Source organism: Saprospiraceae bacterium (genome assembly GCA_016709995.1).
Classification (GTDB): Bacteria; Bacteroidota; Bacteroidia; order Chitinophagales; family Saprospiraceae; genus JADJLQ01.
Window position 1 is genome coordinate 2,784,232 of the sequence record JADJLQ010000001.1, and the last position, 20,750, is coordinate 2,804,981.

The window sequence follows — 20,750 nt, forward strand, 5'->3', positions numbered from 1 at the left end:
CGATATGTGATCAAAGGATTATATGTACAAGCTATAGGCTGGATCCTGTTATTATTTATTATGACTGCATGCATTTCGGCGGTCATCGGCACATATTTTTTACCAATAGTACGATACCATTTATTTGATGTTCAAAAATGGGATTCGATCAATACTTCTTTTCTGCTGTCCCTGCTGGCCGGATTGAGAGGGGGCATCACCATTGGTGGCTTGGCGGCGGCAATCAAACTGATGAAACATTGGTATATTAAGAACCAACGCAATATGCAGTTGCAAAACGAAAATACGGCTGCCCAGTTACAATTACTTAAAGCACAGGTACATCCTCATTTTCTATTTAACACTTTGAACAATATATATTCTTATACTCAAACTACAGCGCCGGTAGCTGCTAAAATGATCACCAGCCTGTCAGACCTGTTGCGATTTATCTTATATGAAAGCGATCAAACTGTCGTCTCCCTCGAAAAAGAATTAAAATTGGTAAAAGACTATATCGAACTGGAAGAAATCAGGTATGGCAATAAACTGGATCTTCAGATAGACCTGCCAGATCTCACCAACGATCTGTACATCGCACCCTTACTTTTATTGCCGTTGATAGAAAACTGTTTTAAACACGGTACCAGCCAATTAATTGATCATCCGTGGATCAGCCTCTCCGTACAATTAAAAGGACAGCAAATGAAAATGAAATTGATCAACGGCAAAGCATTTGAGCCAGAGCCCAAATCACTGACCCAGGGTATCGGCATAGAAAATGTCATTAAAAGACTATCCCTAATTTATCCTGGGCGTCATGACCTAACTTTTACGAATGAAGCTGATGTATTTATAGTCAATCTCAGAATAGAACTTCAACCCAATAGTGTAGAGCAACCTTTATCAACACAAACCACAGAAATGGTCTATGATAGAATCTAAAAAAGTCCAATGCCTGGTGGTAGATGATGAACCCAGAGCGAGAGAGGTGCTGCGTCAATATATCTCGCAAGTCCCTACACTCGAAATGATCGGGTCATGCGCCAATGCCTTGGAAGCTTTGGTCTTTCTACATCAACATGAAGTGGAACTGATGTTTCTCGACATCCGAATGCCCCAATTGAATGGCAATGACTTTCTAAAAACATTAAAAAAACCTCCAAAAACCATCATCACCACAGCTTTTCAGGAATATGCCCTGGAAGGGTATGAACTCGATATCACGGATTATCTGCTAAAACCGATTGCATTTGACAGATTTCTCAAAGCTATTAATAAATCATTCCCTACAAAAGAAGTTATCCCTACAGAATTCATTCGGGAAGAAGTTTTTAAAAACGAACCCTTTGTCTATTTTAGAGCAGATCGTAAAATGGTCAAGGTCATGCTTGCAGACATGCTTTATATCGAAAGTATGAAAGACTATATCAAAGTATATACCACCACCGGTCTGATCGTCACCAGGCAATCAATCAGCTCCGTAGAAGACATGCTGCCGGAATCAAAATTCATACGGGTCCACAGATCTTTTATCGTTGCTCTGCACCAGGTAAAAACATTTACACCAGAGACCATTGGAATGGGCAATAAAGAAATACCTATTGGGAAACTGTATAGAAACGAAGTAATTAAATTATTGCAATTAAATTGAATTTGGAGGCAATCGAAATCACGGCAATGCAAAAGCCAGGTACTGATCCCCACTCCTGGTGCCCATTTTACCACCTCCACAAGCGATCACGACATATTGTTTACCGCTGACACTGTAAGTAGCCGGAGCAGCATATCCACCCGCTGGAAGATCATATTGCCAAAGCATTTTGCCGGTTTTTTTATCAAAAGCTCTGAATCTTTCATCTTTGGTGGCCCCGATAAATATCAGTCCTCCTGCCGTATTCAATAGTCCACCATAGTTTTCTGTGCCTGTGATGGGGATGCCTTTGCGGGTCAAAGAATCGATCTCACCTAAAGGCACCGTCCACTCATATTGACCGGTATTTAGGTTGATGGCGTTGAGCGTGCCCCAGGGTGGTTTGACTGCCGGAAATCCATGATGATCAGTAAACCGGATATATCCCGTCATACTATAAGGTATTTCGGGTGTAAATTTTGAAGCGCCCTTCAAAGGTTTGACAGGTTCATCCCGTATATAGGCCATGATGGCATCAAGATCGGAGGAGTCAATGTATTTAAATGAAGGCATCAATCGCCGTCCTTCATGCAATAAAGCTCGTAATTGAGCAACGGTATATTTTTTTTGCGTTTGGTCTATAGCCGGGTATACTTTGCCGCCGTCACCTTTTCGATCGGCCCCGTGGCAAATAGCACAATTACGCAGAAACAATCCTCTGGCATAATTTTTGGCATTGTCCATCGATTTGTCCGGAGTGAGGTCGACCATCGTGAGCAGCCAGGGCATTTCATTGCTATTCAGGTACAATATTCCTGTATTGGGATCATAGGATTGACCACCCCATTCTGCTCCGCCATCATACCCGGGATATACAATCCCTGTTTTTAACCCGGGTGGCAGATAAGGTCCGCCAGACCTGACTGTATTAAATTGCTTCATTAAGTAGTCGTATGAATCTGCATGCAGATCGTTGACCATGCTTGCGTCAAAGTTTTGCCTCGCATAGGGTTTGGGTAAGGTAGGGACAGGTTGTGTGGGCCAGGATTCTTCACCGGGCAAATCTGACTTGGGCATCGGGACTTCATCGACAGGAAAAACAGGCAGACCCGTATCCCGATCAAGTACAAACAAATATCCTTGTTTGGTGGCCTGGGCCAAAGCATCGATAGTCTTGCCATCTTTCTTCACTTGAATCAAGACCGGCGGAGCCGGCAGATCACGATCCAGGATATCATGATGCGTCGTTTGATAATGCCATTTTAGTTTTCCCGTTGCAGCATCAAGAGCCAAAACGCAATTTGCATATAAATTTTGCCCCTTTCTATTGCCGCCATAAAAATCAAAAGCGGCAGACCCGGTAGGTACATAGACTACTCCCCGATCCGGATCCAAAGACATGCCCGACCAACTGTTGGCTGCACCTACTTTTTTCCATGCATCAGCCGGCCAGGTCTCATAACCGGGTTCGCCAGGATGAGGGATGGTATGAAAAACCCAGACCAATTTGCCGCTCAGGGCATCATAAGCCCTGATGTATCCCGGGGCGGCATCAGGACCCTCGGACACACGGGATCCCATGATGATATTATTTTTATAGATGACCCCGGGAGTATTGGCCATTACGTACAAGCTATCAGCAGCGACACCCAGTCCATCATGCATATCTATACTTCCTTTGTCACCAAAGTCCAGTACCGGTGCACCGGTCATGGCATCAAATGCATATAAGCGATGTGTGAATGAATAATATATGCGTCGCTGACTGCCATCTGTCCAATACATCACTCCACGATTGACCCCAAGTCCGGAATTTCTTCCCGGTGGCCTGCTACGCCAGATTTCCTTTCCGGATGAAGCATTTAAAGCAAAAAGATCCAGGGTAGGCGATGTGCCATATAGAATGCTGTCGACGATGATCGGACTGCATTGAATTTGGCTTCTCCCTGTAGGATCTGCCCCTCCACATGCATAAGACCATGCCAGATGCAACTGGCCCACATTAGTCGTATTGATCTGATCGTGACTGCTGTAATTCCGACTACCGGCATCTCCCCCCTTGAAGGTCCAGGTAGAAAAAGCATGGTCCCTGGATGTATCCATTTTGCAGGTTACCCCCAAAAGAATTATCGATAAAAAAAATATGATTTGCTTCATAATAATTTTAGAAAAAGAGTTTGATCAAATGTATTAAATATCCCTTGGATCTCCATGGTAACAGTCAGGTTCATTTAGATAAACTCTTGTACACTACAGATTAAACACCTGATTCAATGCACAGATTGATTCCGTCTTTGGGGAATACCTGGCAATGCAACAATTTTTAATACATTTTCCCGGTGATAAAGACTGCAGTCATGGATAATTTGATTGAGGACTATTGACATGGGACAATCCTTATTCTTCAAGAATTTAATATCTTGTAGTTTCATTCATAAAATCATTCAACTATGATTCGATTTGTTTCATTCCTGGTCAGCAGTATTTTCGCTTTTGGCATGACTGCACAATCAGGCAAAGTCTATGACAATCTCTCTCTGCCCAGCAAAATCCTCAATATGGAACGTAAGTATGCGATCTATTTGCCTCCGGATTATGAGACTTCCTCACGCAGCTACCCCGTGCTCTACTTACTTCACGGTGGAGGCGATGATCAGACAGGGTGGGTACAGTTTGGCGAAGTACAGAATATCACAGACAAAGCCATCAATGAAGGCAAGGCTACACCGATGATCATCATCATGCCGGATGCTAATACCGGAAGACGAGGTTATTCCAACAATGCTACAGGTACCTGGCTCTACGAAGATTTTTTCTTTAAAGAGCTTATGCCTTTTGTAGAAAAAAAATACAGAATCAAAAGCGATAAAAGATATCGGGCCATAGCAGGGCTGTCTATGGGTGGTGATGGTAGTTTCACCTATGCTTTGCATCATCCGGAGTTGTTCTCCTCAGCCTGCCCGCTCAGTGCCGGGACCGGTCCACTAAGCCTGGAAGATGCTATGACGAGAGTCAAAAGATCAGATTCAACGGCTACCGACGCTCAAATCAAAGCGTATTATGAAAAACAAAGTGTATTGCACCTGATCAACAATGTCCCGGAAGATCAAAAGAAAGCAGTAAGATGGTATATCGATTGTGGCGATGATGATTTTTTGTACGAAGGCAATTCTTTGGCCCATATCGCCATGCGTAAACAGGAGATACCCCATGAGTTCAGAACCCGCGATGGTAAACATAGCTGGGTATATTGGCGAGCTGCTTTACCGGAAGTATTGGATTTTGTTTCGCAGGCTTTTCATCAAAATTAAGTCGTTCGGACCCGAATACGTTCAGCTACCAATGATGCGGTCATTTATTTTGGGTCGATCCATTTTCGACTGAGCTTCGCTCTTACACATTCTTCGTATTTTTGCTTCATGATTACTTCTACCGTGTACTACGAAGGTGGCCTCCACGCCACAGCGATCCATGTGCGATCCGGCAAATCTATCGAGACAGATGCTCCTGTCGACAATCAGGGCAAAGGGGAAGCCTTTTCTCCCACCGATTTATTGGCGACCTCTCTCGCTAGCTGTGCATTGACTACGATGGGTATCGTGGGTAATAAAAACAATATCAATATAGATGGAGCTGCTGCCGAGATCATCAAGCACATGGCCTCTGATCCACGAAGGGTCAGCAAGATAGAGATGACCATCCAGATGCCCAAAGACAAATCTTACAGCGATGCTGAAAAAGAATTGATGGAGCGTACAGCTTTGACCTGTCCGGTGGCCAGGAGCTTGCATCCTGATTTGATCCAGGAGATTAGAGTACATTGGTAAAAAAGGTTTTTAAAATCACTTGTGATGCAGGAGAATAAAGATGTAAGATGGAAGCAACGATTTGAGAATTTTGAAAAAGCATTTTTTAGGCTGAAAGAAGCTATTGAGTTAAAAGAACCTTCTGAATTGGAAAGAAATGGAATAGTCCAAAGGTTTGAATTCACAATCGAAGTTGCCTGGAAGACTCTAAAAGACTTTTTGGAAGAAAAGGAATTTAATTTCAAACCCTCCCCAAAAGAAACTATTCGACTTGCCCAGCAAAGTGGTTATATCAATTATGCCCAGGAATTAATGGATGGATTGGAACTTAGAAACGAATTATCACATGATTACAGCGGTCAAAAATTTCTACAATTAGAGTATCAATTAAGAACCAGTATTTACCCGGTAATTGAAAAACTTTATTTCTTTTTAAAATCAGAATTATAAAAAAGATGGACACAGGGCTATCTCAAAGGGACAAACTTACAATAAATGATATATTGAGTAAATACTCTGAAATTAAGGCTGTTCGTTTGTTTGGCAGCCGAGCAAAGGGAAATTTTAAACCTGGCAGTGATATTGATTTGGTCATTATGAATAAGCAGGTTGATTCAATAACGATCCTCCGCTTATTATCAGATTTTGAAGAAAGTGCACTGCCCTATTTTGTGGATGTGATACATTATCCTTCTCTGCAAGACAGCTCCTTGAAGGAGCATATTGACCGAATAAGCATTCCATTTTATAGCAATCAGCATTTCTCGCAATCTCCTACCTAATCTAAGATTATCCATGAGTGTTCATAAAATCAAAATACATTTTAAAAACCCATCCATCAAAGGGGATATCCATCTCGATGGGTCCAAGAGTATCAGTAATCGTGCTCTGATCATGCAGGCACTTTCTAAAGTAGCTGATATCAAGCTGGACCACCTGTCTACATCCAAAGACACTAACTTGATGCAATCGCTATTAGACGCTTCGGATGAAGTATTAGATGCCGGAGCAGCAGGTACGACATTTAGATTTTTGACTGCTTACCTGGCCATCCAAAATCGATCCGTGATACTCACTGGCTCTGAAAGGATGAAACAACGGCCTATTGGAGAACTGGCCAATACACTCAATGATATGGGTGCAAACATTGAATATCTCGAAAAACAGGGATATCCACCGCTGAAATTTCATCCTGTAGACCTAACCACTTTCAAAAGAAAAATCTCCATTAAATCCACCATCAGTAGTCAGTATATCACAGCTTTGCTTATGATCGGCCCTTCGCTGCCCAATGGATTAGAACTCACCATGATCGGAGAAGTCATCTCCAGGCCATATATCGACATGACTTTAGCCATGATGCGGCATTTCGGTATCGCCAGCGACTGGGTCGATGACAAGATCACGATAGAACCCCAATCTTATCAAGCCAATCATCTATTTGTAGAAGGTGACTGGTCGGCGGCGTCTTATTATTACAGCCTGGCTGCTATCGCTGAACATGCTGATCTAAGATTGTATGGCGTCACCCAACAAAGTCTCCAGGGCGATGCTGCTATCGCTGATATCGGCAGACTGTTTAATGTGCATACTACGTATCATTCAGATCACGTACATCTTATTAAAACAAATGACCCGCTTCCAGACCATATCGAATGGGATTTTATCAAATGCCCTGACCTCGCCCAGACCGTATTGGCTATGTGCGCTGCAACTGGTATGACCGGCATTTTTACCGGCCTGCAAACACTGCGTATCAAAGAGACTGACCGCATAGCAGCGATGAAAACAGAACTCAAAAAAGTGCATGTGCCCTTCTATCAATTACCGGCTAAAATGTCCAAGATCAGCGGTCTCGAATATTATATGATCGAAGGCCAAACAACATATAAAGATACGCCTGTCTTTAAAACATATGAAGATCATCGCATGGCCATGTGCCTGGCTCCCCTCGCATTACAACATCCGATAGAAATCGAAGATCCTGAGGTCGTATCAAAGTCTTATTATGAGTATTGGAAGGATTTGGAGGTCTTAGGGCTGGAGATAAACGAAGGGCCGAAAGGCACCAACTTCCATTAAACTTAACTGAGATCCTCCTAAGTCCTGCCGAGACGACCTATCCTCACAAGTCCCGTAGGGACGACATTTTGGTACCCCCTACAATCTTGTCCTTACAAACCTAGCGGCTCGCCCAACTACCATCTTCCCCAACTGATCCCAAACTTCAACACCAACTCTCCATACAATCCTGAAAAATCAGTATCTGTATAATTGCCCAGGTCTACATCATTGACGAACCGGTATCCGCCGTGCACGCTGGCATGACACCAATGAAGTAAGTTGAGCTCTGCTCCTAAAGAAGGTTGTACCACAAATATCCTATCGTAAGGCTCTGTATCAGGATCTAGTTTGCCATTGGCCACCATCAAGGTAAATATCGGATGTACTGCCTTATATGATTTTGGGGCATAACTGACCACCGGGCCATTCCACTTCATATGGTATCTCAGATCATCTTGCCTGATATTGCCATTGGACCGATATCCACCCCAGCCCAATAAAAGGTCTTTGCCAAATTCAAAGCCTCCATACCCTCCTCTGAAATAAACATTTTCGTCTTTTACCTTGCCGATCATGCTGTTCCAGGATCCCCAGATGCCTGAAAAATGCATGTTGGACAATATGGTTTCTTCGCGCTGAGCAGCTGCGCTCATGGCTATTATACAAAAAATAATAAGTAATAAAAATTGCTTCATATCAATAAATTTATAGTTTCAAGAGATACAATTATAGACAGTCCTTCCCATCAAGGGGTTGCACGGTCAGTACCATGATCTCTCACTCCAAATTCATTTCTCTTGGGTGCCAGAGGATCAACTCAAAATCCACGACCTTATCTTCCTTGACTTTCACCCCTTCTTTGCGCAACCTGGATGCCATAGCTGATGGCGGCTTAAAATGGGATCGTCCACTCAGTTCACCCAATCGATTGACGACCCGGTGGGCTGGCACATCCGGCATACCATGACATTGATTGAGCGCCCAGCCGACCATACGAGCAGACCCAAGTGAAAGAAAATCAGCGATTGCTCCATAGTTGGTCACCCGGCCTTTGGGGATATTGCGGGTGACTTCGTATACAAGTTCGAAATAGGAGTTGGTAGATGTCATTTTTTAATCGAAGTTATAGCTGTATTCACTAAAATTGTACAGATTTAGTGTTCCAGTTCTCCAATTCTACCTATGTTGCTTAGCAACTTTGGTTGCCATGGAGGACTCGGAAAAGCACGGAAAGAATCGTTGCAACCAATGCGAGGCGAAGCCGAGCCCAATCATCTACTCCGCATACATACCCTCTATCAACGAAGCATACTTTGCTTTGAGCAGCCTTCTTTTCAATTTTAAAGTTGGAGTCAACTCTCCTTCACTGCCATCCGCTTTGATCGGTTGCCAGACTTCAGGTATCAATTTAAATTTTTTGATTTGCTCGATATGACCAAATAGCGGATTGTATTTATCCACAATAGACTGATACAATTCGATGACTTTGGGATGCTTGCAAATATCTTCCATATTGGTCCAGCTGATTTGATGGTCTGCACACCATTTCATCAGACCCTGTTCGACCGGCACGATCAATGCACTCACGAATTTTAATCCATCGCCCACCAGCATGACATTATCGATCATAAAGTCTTCTTTGATTTTGCTTTCTATAGGAGCTGGTGCGACATATTTGCCTCCGGAGGTCTTGAACAGTTCCTTTTTACGATCAGTTATTTTGAGAAATTTGGTTCCATCGTTTCCGATCACAAAAGTCCCGACATCTCCTGTGCATAGCCAGATCTTACCATCTATTTCCTTAATCACATCGGCAGTCCACTGAGGTTGGTGGTAGTATCCCAACATAATGTTTTCTCCTGCGGCCAATATTTCGCCATCACCTTCTTTATAGATACCTTCAGAATTGTCTAATCTCACCTCGACCTCAGGTAGTAGGGGACCCACAGTACCTATGATGGCTTTATAAGGATGAAATTCATTAAAGCTAATACCCGGTGAAGCCTCCGTCAATCCATATGCTTCTCTCACCGGTATACCTGCGGCAGAAAACACCCTGATGATTTTAGCAGGACAGGGGGCTGAGCCGGTGACGATACCTTTTACAGACCCTCCGAGTGCCTCTCTCCATTTTGAAAAAATTAGTTTATCTGCAATGGCCCACTTTATAGCATCCAACCCTGACGGCTTGAAGTCAAACTCATACTGATCTGTAAGTGATAAAGCCCAGAAGAAAAGTTTTTCTTGATACCGGTAAGCTCCGCGCCTTTATTGTAAATTTTCTCGTAGACCTTCTCAAGCAAACGGGGTACACAGGTAAAAAAATGAGGGTGCACTGATTTGAGATCGCCGGAGTCACCACCTAAATTGTCGGTACCGGTTTGATATACAGACAATCCAAAGTATATAAAAGCATAAGTTGCAGCCCTTTCGAATATATGACAAACAGGCAAAAAACTGATGGCACGTTCACCCGGCTTAACCGGTAATAAATCTTTAACCTGCCTGACATTGCTGGCCAAATTGAGGTGAGATAACATGACGCCTTTCGGTTTACCTGTAGTTCCACTGGTATAGATGATAGTCATTAAATCGGCCGGCTTTACCCTGTTGATTGAGTCATTGACTTCAGTCGCGAGATCGTCACGTAACATGGACTTCCAGTGCATGGTTCCTACCCCTTCATCTAGTCCAATAATTTGTTTAAAACCTGGCAGATGACTTCTTATATCATTAACTTTCTGTTCCAAATCACCTTCGCCGATAAAAGCAGCTTTGCATTCTGCTTCTTTCAGGATGTATTCATATTCGCTGGGACTGATAGTAGGGTATAAAGGCACTGATACCATACCGGCATATTGAATCGCAAGGTCGGCGATGATCCATTCCGGTTGATTTTTATAGGAGATGATCGCTATATTATCCCCCCGAAGATATCCAGCATGCATCAAACCCTGAGCCAACCTTTTGGCGGAATCCATTATTTGATTAATGCTGTAGAAATTCCATTGGCCATTGGCGCGGGAGCCAAATGCTTTCTCTTGTGGATAATGGGCGACCTGATAATCTAAAAATTCAAATACACGTTCTATAGGCATGACAAGTAAGGTTTTTACGAATGAGCACCAACATTAAAAATGAATGATAACTTCTTGCAGGAAAATTATCAAGGTACCAGCCATCAATCTTGATCCGTCATTCTGTTAAGTCGGACTAATATAGCCATATTTATAAAAAAATAAGATCCTACTTTGTCGGTTTCTATCATGTCATTAAACAACAGGATACTCAGAATCACTCCCATAGACCAGATCGAAGCGATAGCCCAGGGCCGGAGCCTCAGCGAAATCCTGGTCAATACATTTTGAGCAGTCTGGAAATAAAAATAAAGTACTACTAAAAACAATAGCAATCCCGGTATACCCTGCTCCACGGCAGTCATCAGATAATAATTGTGGATGCCACTTCGGTCTTTGTTTTCACTGACATATGTTGCAAACTGCTTTAGGGTATATGAATCATAAAAATTATGAAAATTGCCTGGCCCAAAACCAACGAAATACCGCTCACCGACCATCCTGGTGCCTGCAACCCAACGATACAGACGCTCCATAGTAGAGATGTCTTTTCCCTTTGGTGTGGCCTGCAAAAGAGAACCGAAATCTGTGTGCGAAATCGCCTGATTATAATCTGGGGCAAGTTCCAAATATCGATTGGCAGAAAGAAAATAGATCAATACCACGATCGATGCCACTACAGTGATCATGGCTGTGATACGAAGCAGTTTAAATTTTAATATTGGGTAAATAATCAGGATGCTAAACAAAGCAAGGTAAGCAGCGCGGGTATATGAGAATATGATGCCTGCTAGCAGGGTGACCGCTATCCCTCCTAGCCCCATCCTAAAAATTGGTTTTTGCTCAAATTTTTTCCAGGCGGGCCACAAATAAGGGAAAATACAAGCCAATAAACAGGCATAGTTGACATGATTACGGTAAAAAGGATTGACCAGGGTATTGATAGCGCTAAATGAAAACCCTGTCAACGCATGCCGGTATTCAATGATCAGCACAGTGACCGTGGCACTAAGGATGGAGCACCATACAAATTGCATCCATCGCTTTTCATTTTTAAGAATGATATAGGCCAGAAAATAAAACACAAAAATGTACCATGATTTTGATGCCCAATATTTGACCGAAACCATTACATCCTGGCTGCTTAAACTCACCAAAAAAATCCAGGTCCAGTGAAAAAACAAAACGAGGGTCAATGGATGTTTAATCATCGACCGGATTTTTTCAGGATTCATTACCAGGTATACCATTCCAAGGCCAAACAGCCACCACATCAATGGTTCGTCCGGAAAGTCAGTCGAAAATCCTCCAGGCAGCTCCATTTCTGTACTAAATGGAATGACAGCGAGCAGCAATAAATAGATCAATGGAATATATTGATTGCTTGCCCATACAAAAAGTACCCCAACTGCGATCAACATACAACTCCACTCGTGGGTCAATACACTCACCAAAGCGGACAGAAAAACCAACAAAGGAAACCAGGCTTTTTGAAAGTCGATCTTGGATATAATAAGATAATGCCTGCATGATATCAATCCTTAAACGCCAGGCTTTTTCAGTAAATAATAAAGGCACAAACTGACAAAGGATAAAAAAGTAGTAGCCAAAACGAGGATACTTCGCATAGGTCTGGATTTATAGATAGGCACTTCTGCCTGGTTGACAGTGATAAGTGATAGAGCACCTGACTCTATCGTGGTGACGGTCTGTTGATGCCTGATCCTGTCTTCATTGATTTGAGATTGTAGCCGTTCGATGGCTTGTTCGATCGAGGATACTTTACTGACCCCTTCATTAAAATTGGTCAGGTTAAAGGACTCACCGCTATTGATCGACTTGAGTTGGGATTCAAGACCTTTGATCCTCGCTGATAAGTACATGAGCGTATCTCGTGGCGCACCACTTTTTTTAAGAGCCTCATACCTGGCCTGTTCCCCTGACAGGTCGTTGGACACATTGGTGGCGATACTGATCATTGACTCAGTTTGTGCATCGATATTGTAAATTGGATATTTTATACGTATGTGCATGAGGCTGTCATCCAGCAGATCGATCCGACGCTGTTTGTCATCGATACTGGATTGATAGGTACGGACTACATCCATGAGTCTGGTAGTGATGAGCTGACTGGACGCGGCATTGACATAGTTCCTTGCAGCATTGGCCATGGAGGCCGCCAGTATTTTATCTTTATCCTCTATGCTGAGATCTATTGCATCATATTTAGTCTTGATGATGGTCATAAGTTTGTCCAGTTTTTTTCTGATCTTATGATGTGCCAGTGCACCAGTCGAATCGATATCATAATGCTGATACAAATTAAAATTTCGCACCAGTTGATCTTTGATCTCATTGCTATGACAGATGGTCAGCAGTCGATCTAGATCCTGGCTGCTGCCATAAAAATCCATTTCGTGCGTCGAATGGCCAAATAATTGGTCCGGCTTAGACAGATCCAGGCTGGCAGGATAAAAAGTAGTCGTCGCCTGGTAATAGTTTTTTAATAATAATGACAGCAGGGCTGAGCAGATAAATACCAGGGCTGTCCATTGCAAAATGGTTTTTCTTTTACCCCATATGATTCTGATCGCATCCCGGATATGCTCTGTCTCTTCCATCTGACGAAAGTAGGAATTTTCTTTCCAACAAAGGAAGTGATGATGCTTTTGAAGCAGGGGGGAAGGAATGAACTTGAAGCACTATTTTTTAAAAATCAGGCGGATCAGAGCCTGCCACGGCAAAACATTAAACCAGGCCAATGCCAATAATAATGCTACCATATGCGTAATCAGGCTCAGAACCGGATGATCAATCAACAAAGACACCAACCAACCTGACAGCAGCCCCAATGCTATCGCTTTAACCAAAACGAGTAAATGAATGCCTCCGGTAAGTGTGATTAATTTTTCCTTTTCCACCAGGTAGGAAAGCAGAAAACTAGTTACGACCTGGGTGATCAACAAAACAATAGCTGCTCCACCTGCACCCATCGTGGGGGTCAGGAGCATATGACCCACTATACTCACTCCTATCGAAATCAGAAAGAAATAATTCATCATGACCACTCTGCCTGCTGCCGTAAGTATAGTACTCAATAGATAATTAATAGTCAGTGGAATAAGGCATATCATCAAAATAGGCAGAATCCCGGGATAACTATCCGTATAAAGTTGAGCCATGATAAAAGTATGATGATTTATGATGGGGAAACAAATCAATACGGAAAGAGAGATCATCAGATTCCAGGAGAGATCAAAAACGGATTGATATTCCTTTTTATCTCCCAGACTGATGGTGTGTGAAAACATCGGCAACAATATTCCGGCAAATAAAAATCCCATCATATTGGCAGCATCCAGAAGGCGATATCCTGCTGCATAGATACCTGCCTGGTAAGCACCATCGGGTCTCAACCAGCCGATCCAGACAGGTTCCATCCGGCAGTATAAAACCATCAACACAAAGATTCCTGCAAAAGGCAGACTTTGCTTCAGAATATTCAGGGTCTGCCCGAAGTCTAGTCTTTTGAATGAAATTCCAGTACGCATCAATAACCAGGCTGTTCCCAATATCAGCGGCACTCCCAGCGAAACCGTCTGAATCCACAAAAAAGTATCGATGCTTGTGATAGTACCCGTCCATGCCCATAGGGAAAAAAGAAGGATAAATAAAAACTTATCTGCAACCGAAAAAGCACTGTCCAATCTATAATGTCCAAGTCCGGAGATATAAGCCCGAAGAAATAATATCATAGAGATCAGCACCTGGTTGAGGGTGATCCAAAGAATCCAGGTACGGTAAGTCAAAAAATATCCTCCTACGTAACATATCAATAAAAATATCACGGCAAAAATCAAAGCCAGTATTGGTTTGACCCAGGCAGTATCTTTCCAAATCATATGGAGCTGGTCCCGATGTCCTGACAATCTTTGATTGATATATGAAGTGAGCCCGAGATCCAGGATGATCTGGGGCAACATAGACAGGGAGAACAGTGTAAAATAAGCGCCCCAGGCAGCAGTGCCCACCTGATTTTGAATTTTTCGTTCGACAAAAAAGATATAATAGGGCTTGATCAAAAGATTGGCCAGGATCAAAAAGGTCACATTGATGATGAGTTCACGTTTGTAATGGGCCATTCTTTAGCTCGAAAAGGTACAAATTAGTGAAGAATATGCAGAAATGAGGATAGGTCTATCAATCTCCAACAAACATCTATTAGTTATTTATGAGGAAGAATTCATTTTACCCCTTTCACTTTCATATCCAGTGTATATACTGATTTGGAGGCGGTGATAAAGAGTGTTTTTCTGTTTTTACCACCGAAGGTGACATTGGCGGTCCATGGAGCATCAATGGGGATCTGGGCTATTTTATGCCCGGTATGATCTACGACCGTCACGCCTTTGCCTGTGAGGTATACATTGCCTTTTTTATCTATAGTCATGCCATCAGAACCCAGCTCATAAAATAACTTTTTGCCGGAGAGTGATCCATCCGAATTGATCTGATATACATAGGTCTTCTGACCTCCAATATCCGCTACATATAAAGTTTTACCGTCATGCGTTCCAATGATGCCATTTGGACGAACCATATCATCTGCTACAATCTTTATTTTGTTTTGCATGGGATCAAAGTAATAAACTCTTTGCTGAGTGATTTCCTGCGTACTGTGGTCCCAATAATCGCGTTTATAAAATGGATCTGTAAAATAAATCCCTCCACCAGGATGAATCCATAGATCGTTTGGGCCATTCAACCTTTTTCCTTCAAAATCTTTGATCAGTACTGTTACATTTTTATTTTGATCGATCTGCCAGAGTTGATTGTGCTCGTCTGCGCAAGACATTAAATTTCCTTTTTTGTCAAAAAATAGTCCATTGGATCTGCCGGCACCTTTCATATATTCTGTCAGGGTACCATCGGTCTTCCATAACATGATGCGATCATTAGGTTGGTCTGTAAAATATACATTGCCTTTGGCATCAGCAGCCGGACCTTCAGTAAAACTAAAATTGGATGCTATCAAATGTGGAGTAGCTCCTTTGGCCACCACGATATCATTGTTTAATGCATCCTGGTTATATCCTGAGACAAGCATCAATGCCATGAATAAGCAGGTCAAAAAATATTTATTTGAAAATATGCGCATAGATTAGATAGGTTTAATATTGGTTAAAAATAAGACCGGATCTGATTTATTAATCCAAAATGTCGATAAAAGAATGAATTAAATGAGTGACTTGTCGTGCTGTCACTTCATCAGAGATACCATCGGCTTTGATCTTGGTCTTTGCATAGGGTATGAGCAGTTGAGTATCGTCGGTGATATTCGCTTCAATGATTTTTAAGGTTGCCAGCATGGACTCATGACCTGTTTGACCCATGGAGGAGGCAGTGATCAAAGCAGTTGGTTTATGTGAAAACTCGCAGGAGGATACGGTCCAGTCAATGGCGTTTTTAAGGCTGCCCGGTACACCCATCGCATACTCCGGCGTGCAGATCAGTATACCATCAACCGATCTCAGTAACTGACGAAATAATATGATAAAAGAAGGCGGATTCTCATGGTCTTCATCCGGATTGAACTGCGGCAGCTCAGCAAGCGAAGTGAAAACCTGAACATTTAATCGGTGCGCAAATATGCTTCGGATAGCATTAATCAAATGGAGATTGGTTGATTGCGTGCGCGTAGAGCCACAGATAGCCAGGATAGTTTTAACAGACATGGAATCAGGATATAATACTTCAAACATAAGCGAAAGGAGCTGCACATCATTTTTTATTTGACTCATTCTTAAAGGAATCAATCAATCTAAGTAGCTCTTTAAGAAAACATTAGCATTCAATGGCATTGACTTTGAATACACATTTAGTTATTCTAAGCGTTTCAATGGTCTATTATTACCTTTGTTCCCTTTATGTCAAAATTTTCGTTCATTCTTTTCTTTTCGGTGGCTGGATTGGCATTGTATGCGCAGCCTCAGAAAGGTTTTGAAGCGGGTCCCTGGTTGGGGGCGGCCCATTATTTTGGCGATCTCAATACTACTTATCAAATCGATAAACCCGGAGCAGAAGGTAGCTTAGCCCTCCGATACAATGTCAATCAACGCATCGCGGCCATGGCTAAAGTATCTGCCATGAGACTGGCTGGGGATGATTTTAAATCGACCAATGCCTTTGAACGTGATCGCAATCTTAGTTTTTTTACCAATCTATTTGAAGTCAGTGCACAGATCGAGTTTAATTTTTTCCCTTATAAACATGGAGACAAAGAGCATTATATGACTCCTTATTTGTTTGTTGGCGCCTCTGCATATCATTTCGATCCTAAAACCAGATACAATGGAGCAGTGGTCCGTCTACAACCCTTAGGCACAGAAGGTCAGGCTATTGGTAAGGAATACCCCCTGTTCCAACCGGCTTTATTATATGGTGTAGGCTTCAAATATGACCTCAGTCCCGCCTGGAGTCTTAATATTGAAATCAATGCCCGTACCCTCTACACAGATTACCTCGATGATGTCAGTAGTGTATACCCTTCTCCTGACCAATTGGCTGGGCGGGATCCACTCACCTCTATTCTGAGCAATAGAAGCCTTACTCCTAATATCGAGCCCGGCCGCCAGCGAGGTGATCGTCGCGAAACGGATGGTTTCGGCATGCTGACGGTAGGTCTGATGTATTTTTTTAATCCTCTGCCTTGTCCTAAAATATCTAAGTAAGGTTGAAGGTAGCCTTAGGGCATCTCTTTCTATTAATGGCTTTGCTGACATATGAATGGCTACTTTATAACCGTTTCGCACTGTCCACTCCCCATTTAGCTTGTATGGTCTTTGAGAAGGATAACAGCCTTTAGGGTCACCTCATGCTTTGCGCTCAAACATCTTAATATCCTTACTAAAGCACTTTTATTCGCTGGTTCAAAAAATATTTTATCGCTTAACTAATTGGTTATCAATTATTTAAAATAAATCCAACTATTTTTTTTGATTACACCATTGACAAACTTAACACTGTAAACTATATTTGCAGTATAAATAATTATCCATGGGTATACCCGATAGAAAAGAAAGAGAAAAACAAGAACTGAGGGATCTGATCCTCAAAGAAGCACGTGCCTTGTTTCTGGAAGAAGGGTTTGAGAAAACATCTTTGCGTAAAATAGCAGAACGCATCGAGTACAGTCCTACGACTATCTATTTATATTTTAAGGACAAAAATGAACTGTTCCTTGCTCTCCACGAAGAGTCTTTCCAACGATTTTTCAGTGCGTTGTCTTCAGTGGCATCCGTACCCGATCCTTTTGAACGACTCACTGCGTTGGGTAGAGCATATATCGAATATGGCATCAACAATCCTGAAGAGTACGATCTCAAATTTTTACTAAAAGCACCGCTGGAAGCACTCCAGTTTCGACATGAAGTATGGTGTGATGGGCTCAAAGCTTTTGAACTCGTCAAGTCTATGGTACAGGATTGCAAAGATCACGGTTATTTCAAGCCTGATCTCAGTGTGGAAGCGACTGCTACTATGTTATGGGCCCAGGTTCACGGACTGGTCACACTTTACCTGCGCGACAGGCTCGAAATGTTTGAGAATAAGGATATCAAGCGCATCGTCGAAGAATCTTACGACGCTTTTATTAAATTTTTAAAATGTTATAGATAGTCTTACCGACGGTCTTATCACTCAAATTCCAATTCATAAAATTTTCATCATGCATACATCTACCACGCTGGCAAGTTATGTGATCGTGTTGCTCCTGGCACTCACCCAAAACCTTCCAGGCCAGGTCCTCAACGATCCTTTGAATGAATACATCAGGCTAGCCCTCGAACACAATGGCAGTATCAAAGAACAACAGGCATGGGTCAACGAAAAAAAAGCAGGAGTGGCTGTTGCAAAAAAACTCTGGAGCCCTGAGATAAGTTTTGGAGGCAATTATACACTGGCTGCAGGAGGCAGGAGTATAGGGTTTCCCATTGGAGACCTCCTCAACCCCATCAACAGCGAATTGAACCGCATCACCCAAACATCCAGGTTCCCTACATTGGAAAATCAGAAAATCCAGTTTCTGCCAAACAATTTTTATGATCTGAGAGCACGCTTGACTCAGCCGATCCTGCGTCCCGAAATCAAAACCAATCAACTCCTCAAAGAAGAGCAAGTACACCAACAGGAGATACAAACCCGTATCACTGGCCGGGACCTCATTCGCGATGTAAAAAAAGCTTATTACCAATACATCCAGGCTGGTAAAATGATCGACATACTCAAACAAAGCCTCGTCATCCTGGATGAAAGTGAAAGAATCAGTCGCAGTATGATCACCAATGGAGTAGCCCTCCCTTCATCCATCCTGAGGCTCCAAGCAGAAAGGTCCAAAATCAATACCCAAATCTTCTCAGCTCAAAACCAACAGAAGGATGCAAAAGAATATTTCAATTACCTGGTAGGCAGGAGTGCTGGCGAAGACATAGACCTCATACCGCTGGTCAGCCTCCCTGATCCTGCCATGTACAGCGAAGAAATAAAAACGGAAGAACTCCACACCATTGACCAAGGCCTGCGCATGCAACAATTGGCCCTCGACTTGCAAAAAAAATATCATGCTCCGCGTCTTGGAGCCCAACTGGATGTAGGATCACAAAATTTTAATTTTCAATGGGGAGGTTATGTACTGGCGGGTCTGCAGCTGGATATCCCCCTGTGGAATAACAAGAAAAACGAAGCTCAACAATCAGAAGTGATCGCCGGTATGCAAGCCATCAGCGAAAAGAAAAAATACGTGAGTGAAGGCATTTCTCTGCTACTACAACAAGCGCGACGACAATTGATCACTGCCATCGATCAGTACCAATCCTATACCCCCCTGCTCGACATGTCCAAACGATATTATTACGAAATTCTCAAAAAATTTAAAGAAGGTCAGGCCAATCCTGCCGAGCTGATCGATGCTCAATCGCAGATCACTTTTGCCGATTTACAACAGAATGTATCCTTGTACCAGGCCTGGATCAATGCCGCCGAACTGGAGCGCCTCACCCTGGACAAACAATAACAAATCCCATCTTCCATCATAAATAAAATCATCATGAAACAATCTATACTGATCATCAGCCTCTTCATCCTGGTCTTGTCCTGCAAACACAAAACCGACGAACCTGTATATCAAAATACATTGACCGCCCTGGATGTATTTAATGTGCGTACAGCACCGGTATCTTCAGTCTCAGGTCAAAATGTCATCTCCGCTACTGGGGTCCTGATGTCAGATCTGGAATCAAAACCAGCGTTCAAAACCGGAGGAGTGATAGAAAGAACTTATTTTAAAGAAGGTGATCGTATTTCGAAAGGAGCTTTGCTGGCGACTTTAAAAATGACGGAAATCACGGCGCAGGTAGATCAGGCAAAAAAGGCTGTAGAAAAAACCGCCCGTGATCTCGCCCGTGTAAAAAATCTCTACATAGACAGCGTCGCCACCCTCGAAGTTTTGCAAAATGCTCAGACCGCTTACGATATGTCCCTCGAATCTGTCAAAATCGCAGAGTTTAACCAAAGTTATTCCAAAGTCATAGCCCCTGAATCAGGTATCCTCGTAAAACAAATCTCCCGCGAAGGCGAAATCATAGGACCCGGCATGCCCATATGCGTCATTATGGGCGTAGGCCAGGCCCATTGGGTCATCAAAGCAGCTGTGTCTGACAAAGAATGGGCAAGGATCAAAAAAGGAGATCATGCTGTTATCAGATTTGAGGCTTTTCCCGAAATGCAACTAGATGGTCTGGTGGACAAAATCGCCGATATCAGTAACCCCGGTACCGCAACCCTCGATATAGAAATCAAACTACCCAGGACCAGTGTCCAACTCGCGGCAGGACTGATCGCTAATATGGATATCAAATCTTCCGGCACCAAAGTCGGCACCTATCCAAGCATACCTATCGAATCCCTGGTATCTTCCAATGACGGCCAGGCGATCATCTACGTGCCAACGGCAGAAGGCACTGCTATGAAAAAATCGGTCATGATAGATAAAATCCTGGGTGACCGGGTGACGATAAGATCCGGACTGGACGGGATCCGCGAAGTCATCACTGCCGGGGCCGTCTATCTCCAGGATGGGGACAAAATATCTATTGAAAAATAAGGTGGATCCGATCCATACACGCATTGCTCAAT

At 42.9% G+C, this 20,750-nt stretch carries 19 protein-coding genes and 1 pseudogene; 11 read left to right on the top strand and 9 right to left on the bottom strand.

Features of this window, described 5'->3' with window-relative positions:
• The first annotated feature begins 171 nt into the window (after positions 1 to 171).
• Together IPJ09_11770 and IPJ09_11775 are read left to right on the top strand one after the other, a co-directional pair.
• The gene (locus tag IPJ09_11770; protein MBK7372094.1) at positions 172 to 924 is read left to right on the top strand and encodes a sensor histidine kinase; all 753 of its coding nucleotides are present in this window, start codon (positions 172 to 174) and stop codon (positions 922 to 924) included.
• Complete coding sequence (locus tag IPJ09_11775; protein MBK7372095.1) at positions 911 to 1,633, top strand: response regulator transcription factor; 723 nt, start codon at positions 911 to 913, stop codon at positions 1,631 to 1,633. Before IPJ09_11770 ends, IPJ09_11775 begins: the two co-directional genes overlap by 14 nt.
• Positions 1,634 to 1,651: 18 nt before the next feature.
• Here IPJ09_11775 and IPJ09_11780 read toward each other — a convergent pair whose 3' ends face one another.
• A complete protein-coding gene (locus IPJ09_11780; protein MBK7372096.1) occupies positions 1,652 to 3,769 on the bottom strand; it encodes a PQQ-binding-like beta-propeller repeat protein in 2,118 nt (705 codons plus the stop codon).
• Positions 3,770 to 4,062: 293 nt separating this feature from the next.
• Between IPJ09_11780 and IPJ09_11785 the strand changes: the two genes are divergently transcribed.
• The 5 genes from IPJ09_11785 to IPJ09_11805 all read left to right on the top strand — a co-directional run bounded on the left by IPJ09_11785 (position 4,063) and on the right by IPJ09_11805 (position 7,500).
• Positions 4,063 to 4,923 carry an esterase family protein gene (locus IPJ09_11785; GenBank protein MBK7372097.1) on the top strand — a complete coding sequence of 287 codons (861 nt, stop codon included), beginning with the start codon at positions 4,063 to 4,065 and terminating at the stop codon, positions 4,921 to 4,923.
• A gap of 108 nt (positions 4,924 to 5,031) precedes the next feature.
• On the top strand, positions 5,032 to 5,439 hold the full coding sequence (locus IPJ09_11790; GenBank protein MBK7372098.1) for an OsmC family protein: 408 nt from the start codon (positions 5,032 to 5,034) through the stop codon (positions 5,437 to 5,439).
• A 24-nt stretch (positions 5,440 to 5,463) separates the two neighbouring features.
• Positions 5,464 to 5,868: a nucleotidyltransferase substrate binding protein gene (locus IPJ09_11795; protein MBK7372099.1), complete on the top strand. Its 405-nt coding sequence runs from the start codon at positions 5,464 to 5,466 to the stop codon at positions 5,866 to 5,868.
• Between the two features lie 5 nt (positions 5,869 to 5,873).
• Positions 5,874 to 6,200 (top strand): nucleotidyltransferase domain-containing protein, encoded by a 327-nt coding sequence (locus IPJ09_11800; GenBank protein MBK7372100.1) that lies wholly within the window; start codon positions 5,874 to 5,876, stop codon positions 6,198 to 6,200.
• A 13-nt stretch (positions 6,201 to 6,213) separates the two neighbouring features.
• Positions 6,214 to 7,500: a 3-phosphoshikimate 1-carboxyvinyltransferase gene (locus IPJ09_11805; protein ID MBK7372101.1), complete on the top strand. Its 1,287-nt coding sequence runs from the start codon at positions 6,214 to 6,216 to the stop codon at positions 7,498 to 7,500.
• A 116-nt stretch (positions 7,501 to 7,616) separates the two neighbouring features.
• On the opposite strand, the gene IPJ09_11810 is transcribed toward IPJ09_11805, so the two are convergent.
• The 8 genes and pseudogenes from IPJ09_11810 to IPJ09_11845 all read right to left on the bottom strand — a co-directional run bounded on the left by IPJ09_11810 (position 7,617) and on the right by IPJ09_11845 (position 16,321).
• Positions 7,617 to 8,177, bottom strand: coding sequence for a hypothetical protein (locus tag IPJ09_11810; GenBank protein MBK7372102.1), 561 nt, complete (start codon positions 8,175 to 8,177; stop codon positions 7,617 to 7,619).
• 82 nt (positions 8,178 to 8,259) lie between these two features.
• A complete protein-coding gene (locus IPJ09_11815) occupies positions 8,260 to 8,592 on the bottom strand; it encodes an MGMT family protein (GenBank protein ID MBK7372103.1) in 333 nt (110 codons plus the stop codon).
• A 165-nt stretch (positions 8,593 to 8,757) separates the two neighbouring features.
• A pseudogene (locus IPJ09_11820) lies at positions 8,758 to 10,580 on the bottom strand (long-chain fatty acid--CoA ligase).
• Positions 10,581 to 10,663: 83 nt separating this feature from the next.
• Complete coding sequence (locus IPJ09_11825) at positions 10,664 to 12,097, bottom strand: O-antigen ligase family protein (GenBank protein MBK7372104.1); 1,434 nt, start codon at positions 12,095 to 12,097, stop codon at positions 10,664 to 10,666.
• 3 nt (positions 12,098 to 12,100) lie between these two features.
• Positions 12,101 to 13,180 (bottom strand): hypothetical protein, encoded by a 1,080-nt coding sequence (locus IPJ09_11830; protein ID MBK7372105.1) that lies wholly within the window; start codon positions 13,178 to 13,180, stop codon positions 12,101 to 12,103.
• Positions 13,181 to 13,261: 81 nt separating this feature from the next.
• Positions 13,262 to 14,701, bottom strand: coding sequence for a polysaccharide biosynthesis C-terminal domain-containing protein (locus IPJ09_11835; GenBank protein MBK7372106.1), 1,440 nt, complete (start codon positions 14,699 to 14,701; stop codon positions 13,262 to 13,264).
• Positions 14,702 to 14,802: 101 nt separating this feature from the next.
• A complete protein-coding gene (locus IPJ09_11840; protein MBK7372107.1) occupies positions 14,803 to 15,675 on the bottom strand; it encodes an SMP-30/gluconolactonase/LRE family protein in 873 nt (290 codons plus the stop codon).
• A gap of 91 nt (positions 15,676 to 15,766) precedes the next feature.
• The gene (locus tag IPJ09_11845) at positions 15,767 to 16,321 is read right to left on the bottom strand and encodes an NAD(P)H-dependent oxidoreductase (GenBank protein MBK7372108.1); all 555 of its coding nucleotides are present in this window, start codon (positions 16,319 to 16,321) and stop codon (positions 15,767 to 15,769) included.
• A 165-nt stretch (positions 16,322 to 16,486) separates the two neighbouring features.
• Here IPJ09_11845 and IPJ09_11850 point away from each other — a divergent pair, with 165 nt between their 5' ends.
• The 4 genes from IPJ09_11850 (at position 16,487) to IPJ09_11865 (ending at position 20,718) form a co-directional block, all read left to right on the top strand.
• Positions 16,487 to 17,290 carry an outer membrane beta-barrel protein gene (locus IPJ09_11850; GenBank protein MBK7372109.1) on the top strand — a complete coding sequence of 268 codons (804 nt, stop codon included), beginning with the start codon at positions 16,487 to 16,489 and terminating at the stop codon, positions 17,288 to 17,290.
• Between the two features lie 325 nt (positions 17,291 to 17,615).
• Positions 17,616 to 18,236 carry a TetR/AcrR family transcriptional regulator gene (locus IPJ09_11855; protein MBK7372110.1) on the top strand — a complete coding sequence of 207 codons (621 nt, stop codon included), beginning with the start codon at positions 17,616 to 17,618 and terminating at the stop codon, positions 18,234 to 18,236.
• A gap of 49 nt (positions 18,237 to 18,285) precedes the next feature.
• Entirely contained in the window at positions 18,286 to 19,629 is a 1,344-nt protein-coding gene (locus IPJ09_11860) for a TolC family protein (protein MBK7372111.1), read from the top strand.
• A 33-nt stretch (positions 19,630 to 19,662) separates the two neighbouring features.
• Positions 19,663 to 20,718, top strand: coding sequence for an efflux RND transporter periplasmic adaptor subunit (locus tag IPJ09_11865; GenBank protein ID MBK7372112.1), 1,056 nt, complete (start codon positions 19,663 to 19,665; stop codon positions 20,716 to 20,718).
• Positions 20,719 to 20,750: the final 32 nt, after the last annotated feature.

Coding starts and splice junctions, on each gene's coding strand:
- IPJ09_11860 (MBK7372111.1), top strand. CDS start 18,286: ATGCATACATCTACCACGCTGGCAAGTTATGTGATCGTGTTGCTCCTG.
- IPJ09_11775 (MBK7372095.1), top strand. CDS start 911: ATGATAGAATCTAAAAAAGTCCAATGCCTGGTGGTAGATGATGAACCC.
- IPJ09_11785 (MBK7372097.1), top strand. CDS start 4,063: ATGATTCGATTTGTTTCATTCCTGGTCAGCAGTATTTTCGCTTTTGGC.
- IPJ09_11865 (MBK7372112.1), top strand. CDS start 19,663: ATGAAACAATCTATACTGATCATCAGCCTCTTCATCCTGGTCTTGTCC.
- IPJ09_11790 (MBK7372098.1), top strand. CDS start 5,032: ATGATTACTTCTACCGTGTACTACGAAGGTGGCCTCCACGCCACAGCG.
- IPJ09_11815 (MBK7372103.1), bottom strand. CDS start 8,592: ATGACATCTACCAACTCCTATTTCGAACTTGTATACGAAGTCACCCGC.
- IPJ09_11810 (MBK7372102.1), bottom strand. CDS start 8,177: ATGAAGCAATTTTTATTACTTATTATTTTTTGTATAATAGCCATGAGC.
- IPJ09_11780 (MBK7372096.1), bottom strand. CDS start 3,769: ATGAAGCAAATCATATTTTTTTTATCGATAATTCTTTTGGGGGTAACC.
- IPJ09_11805 (MBK7372101.1), top strand. CDS start 6,214: ATGAGTGTTCATAAAATCAAAATACATTTTAAAAACCCATCCATCAAA.
- IPJ09_11845 (MBK7372108.1), bottom strand. CDS start 16,321: ATGTTTGAAGTATTATATCCTGATTCCATGTCTGTTAAAACTATCCTG.
- IPJ09_11830 (MBK7372105.1), bottom strand. CDS start 13,180: ATGGAAGAGACAGAGCATATCCGGGATGCGATCAGAATCATATGGGGT.
- IPJ09_11855 (MBK7372110.1), top strand. CDS start 17,616: ATGGGTATACCCGATAGAAAAGAAAGAGAAAAACAAGAACTGAGGGAT.
- IPJ09_11835 (MBK7372106.1), bottom strand. CDS start 14,701: ATGGCCCATTACAAACGTGAACTCATCATCAATGTGACCTTTTTGATC.
- IPJ09_11795 (MBK7372099.1), top strand. CDS start 5,464: ATGCAGGAGAATAAAGATGTAAGATGGAAGCAACGATTTGAGAATTTT.
- IPJ09_11800 (MBK7372100.1), top strand. CDS start 5,874: ATGGACACAGGGCTATCTCAAAGGGACAAACTTACAATAAATGATATA.
- IPJ09_11850 (MBK7372109.1), top strand. CDS start 16,487: ATGTCAAAATTTTCGTTCATTCTTTTCTTTTCGGTGGCTGGATTGGCA.
- IPJ09_11840 (MBK7372107.1), bottom strand. CDS start 15,675: ATGGCATTGATGCTTGTCTCAGGATATAACCAGGATGCATTAAACAAT.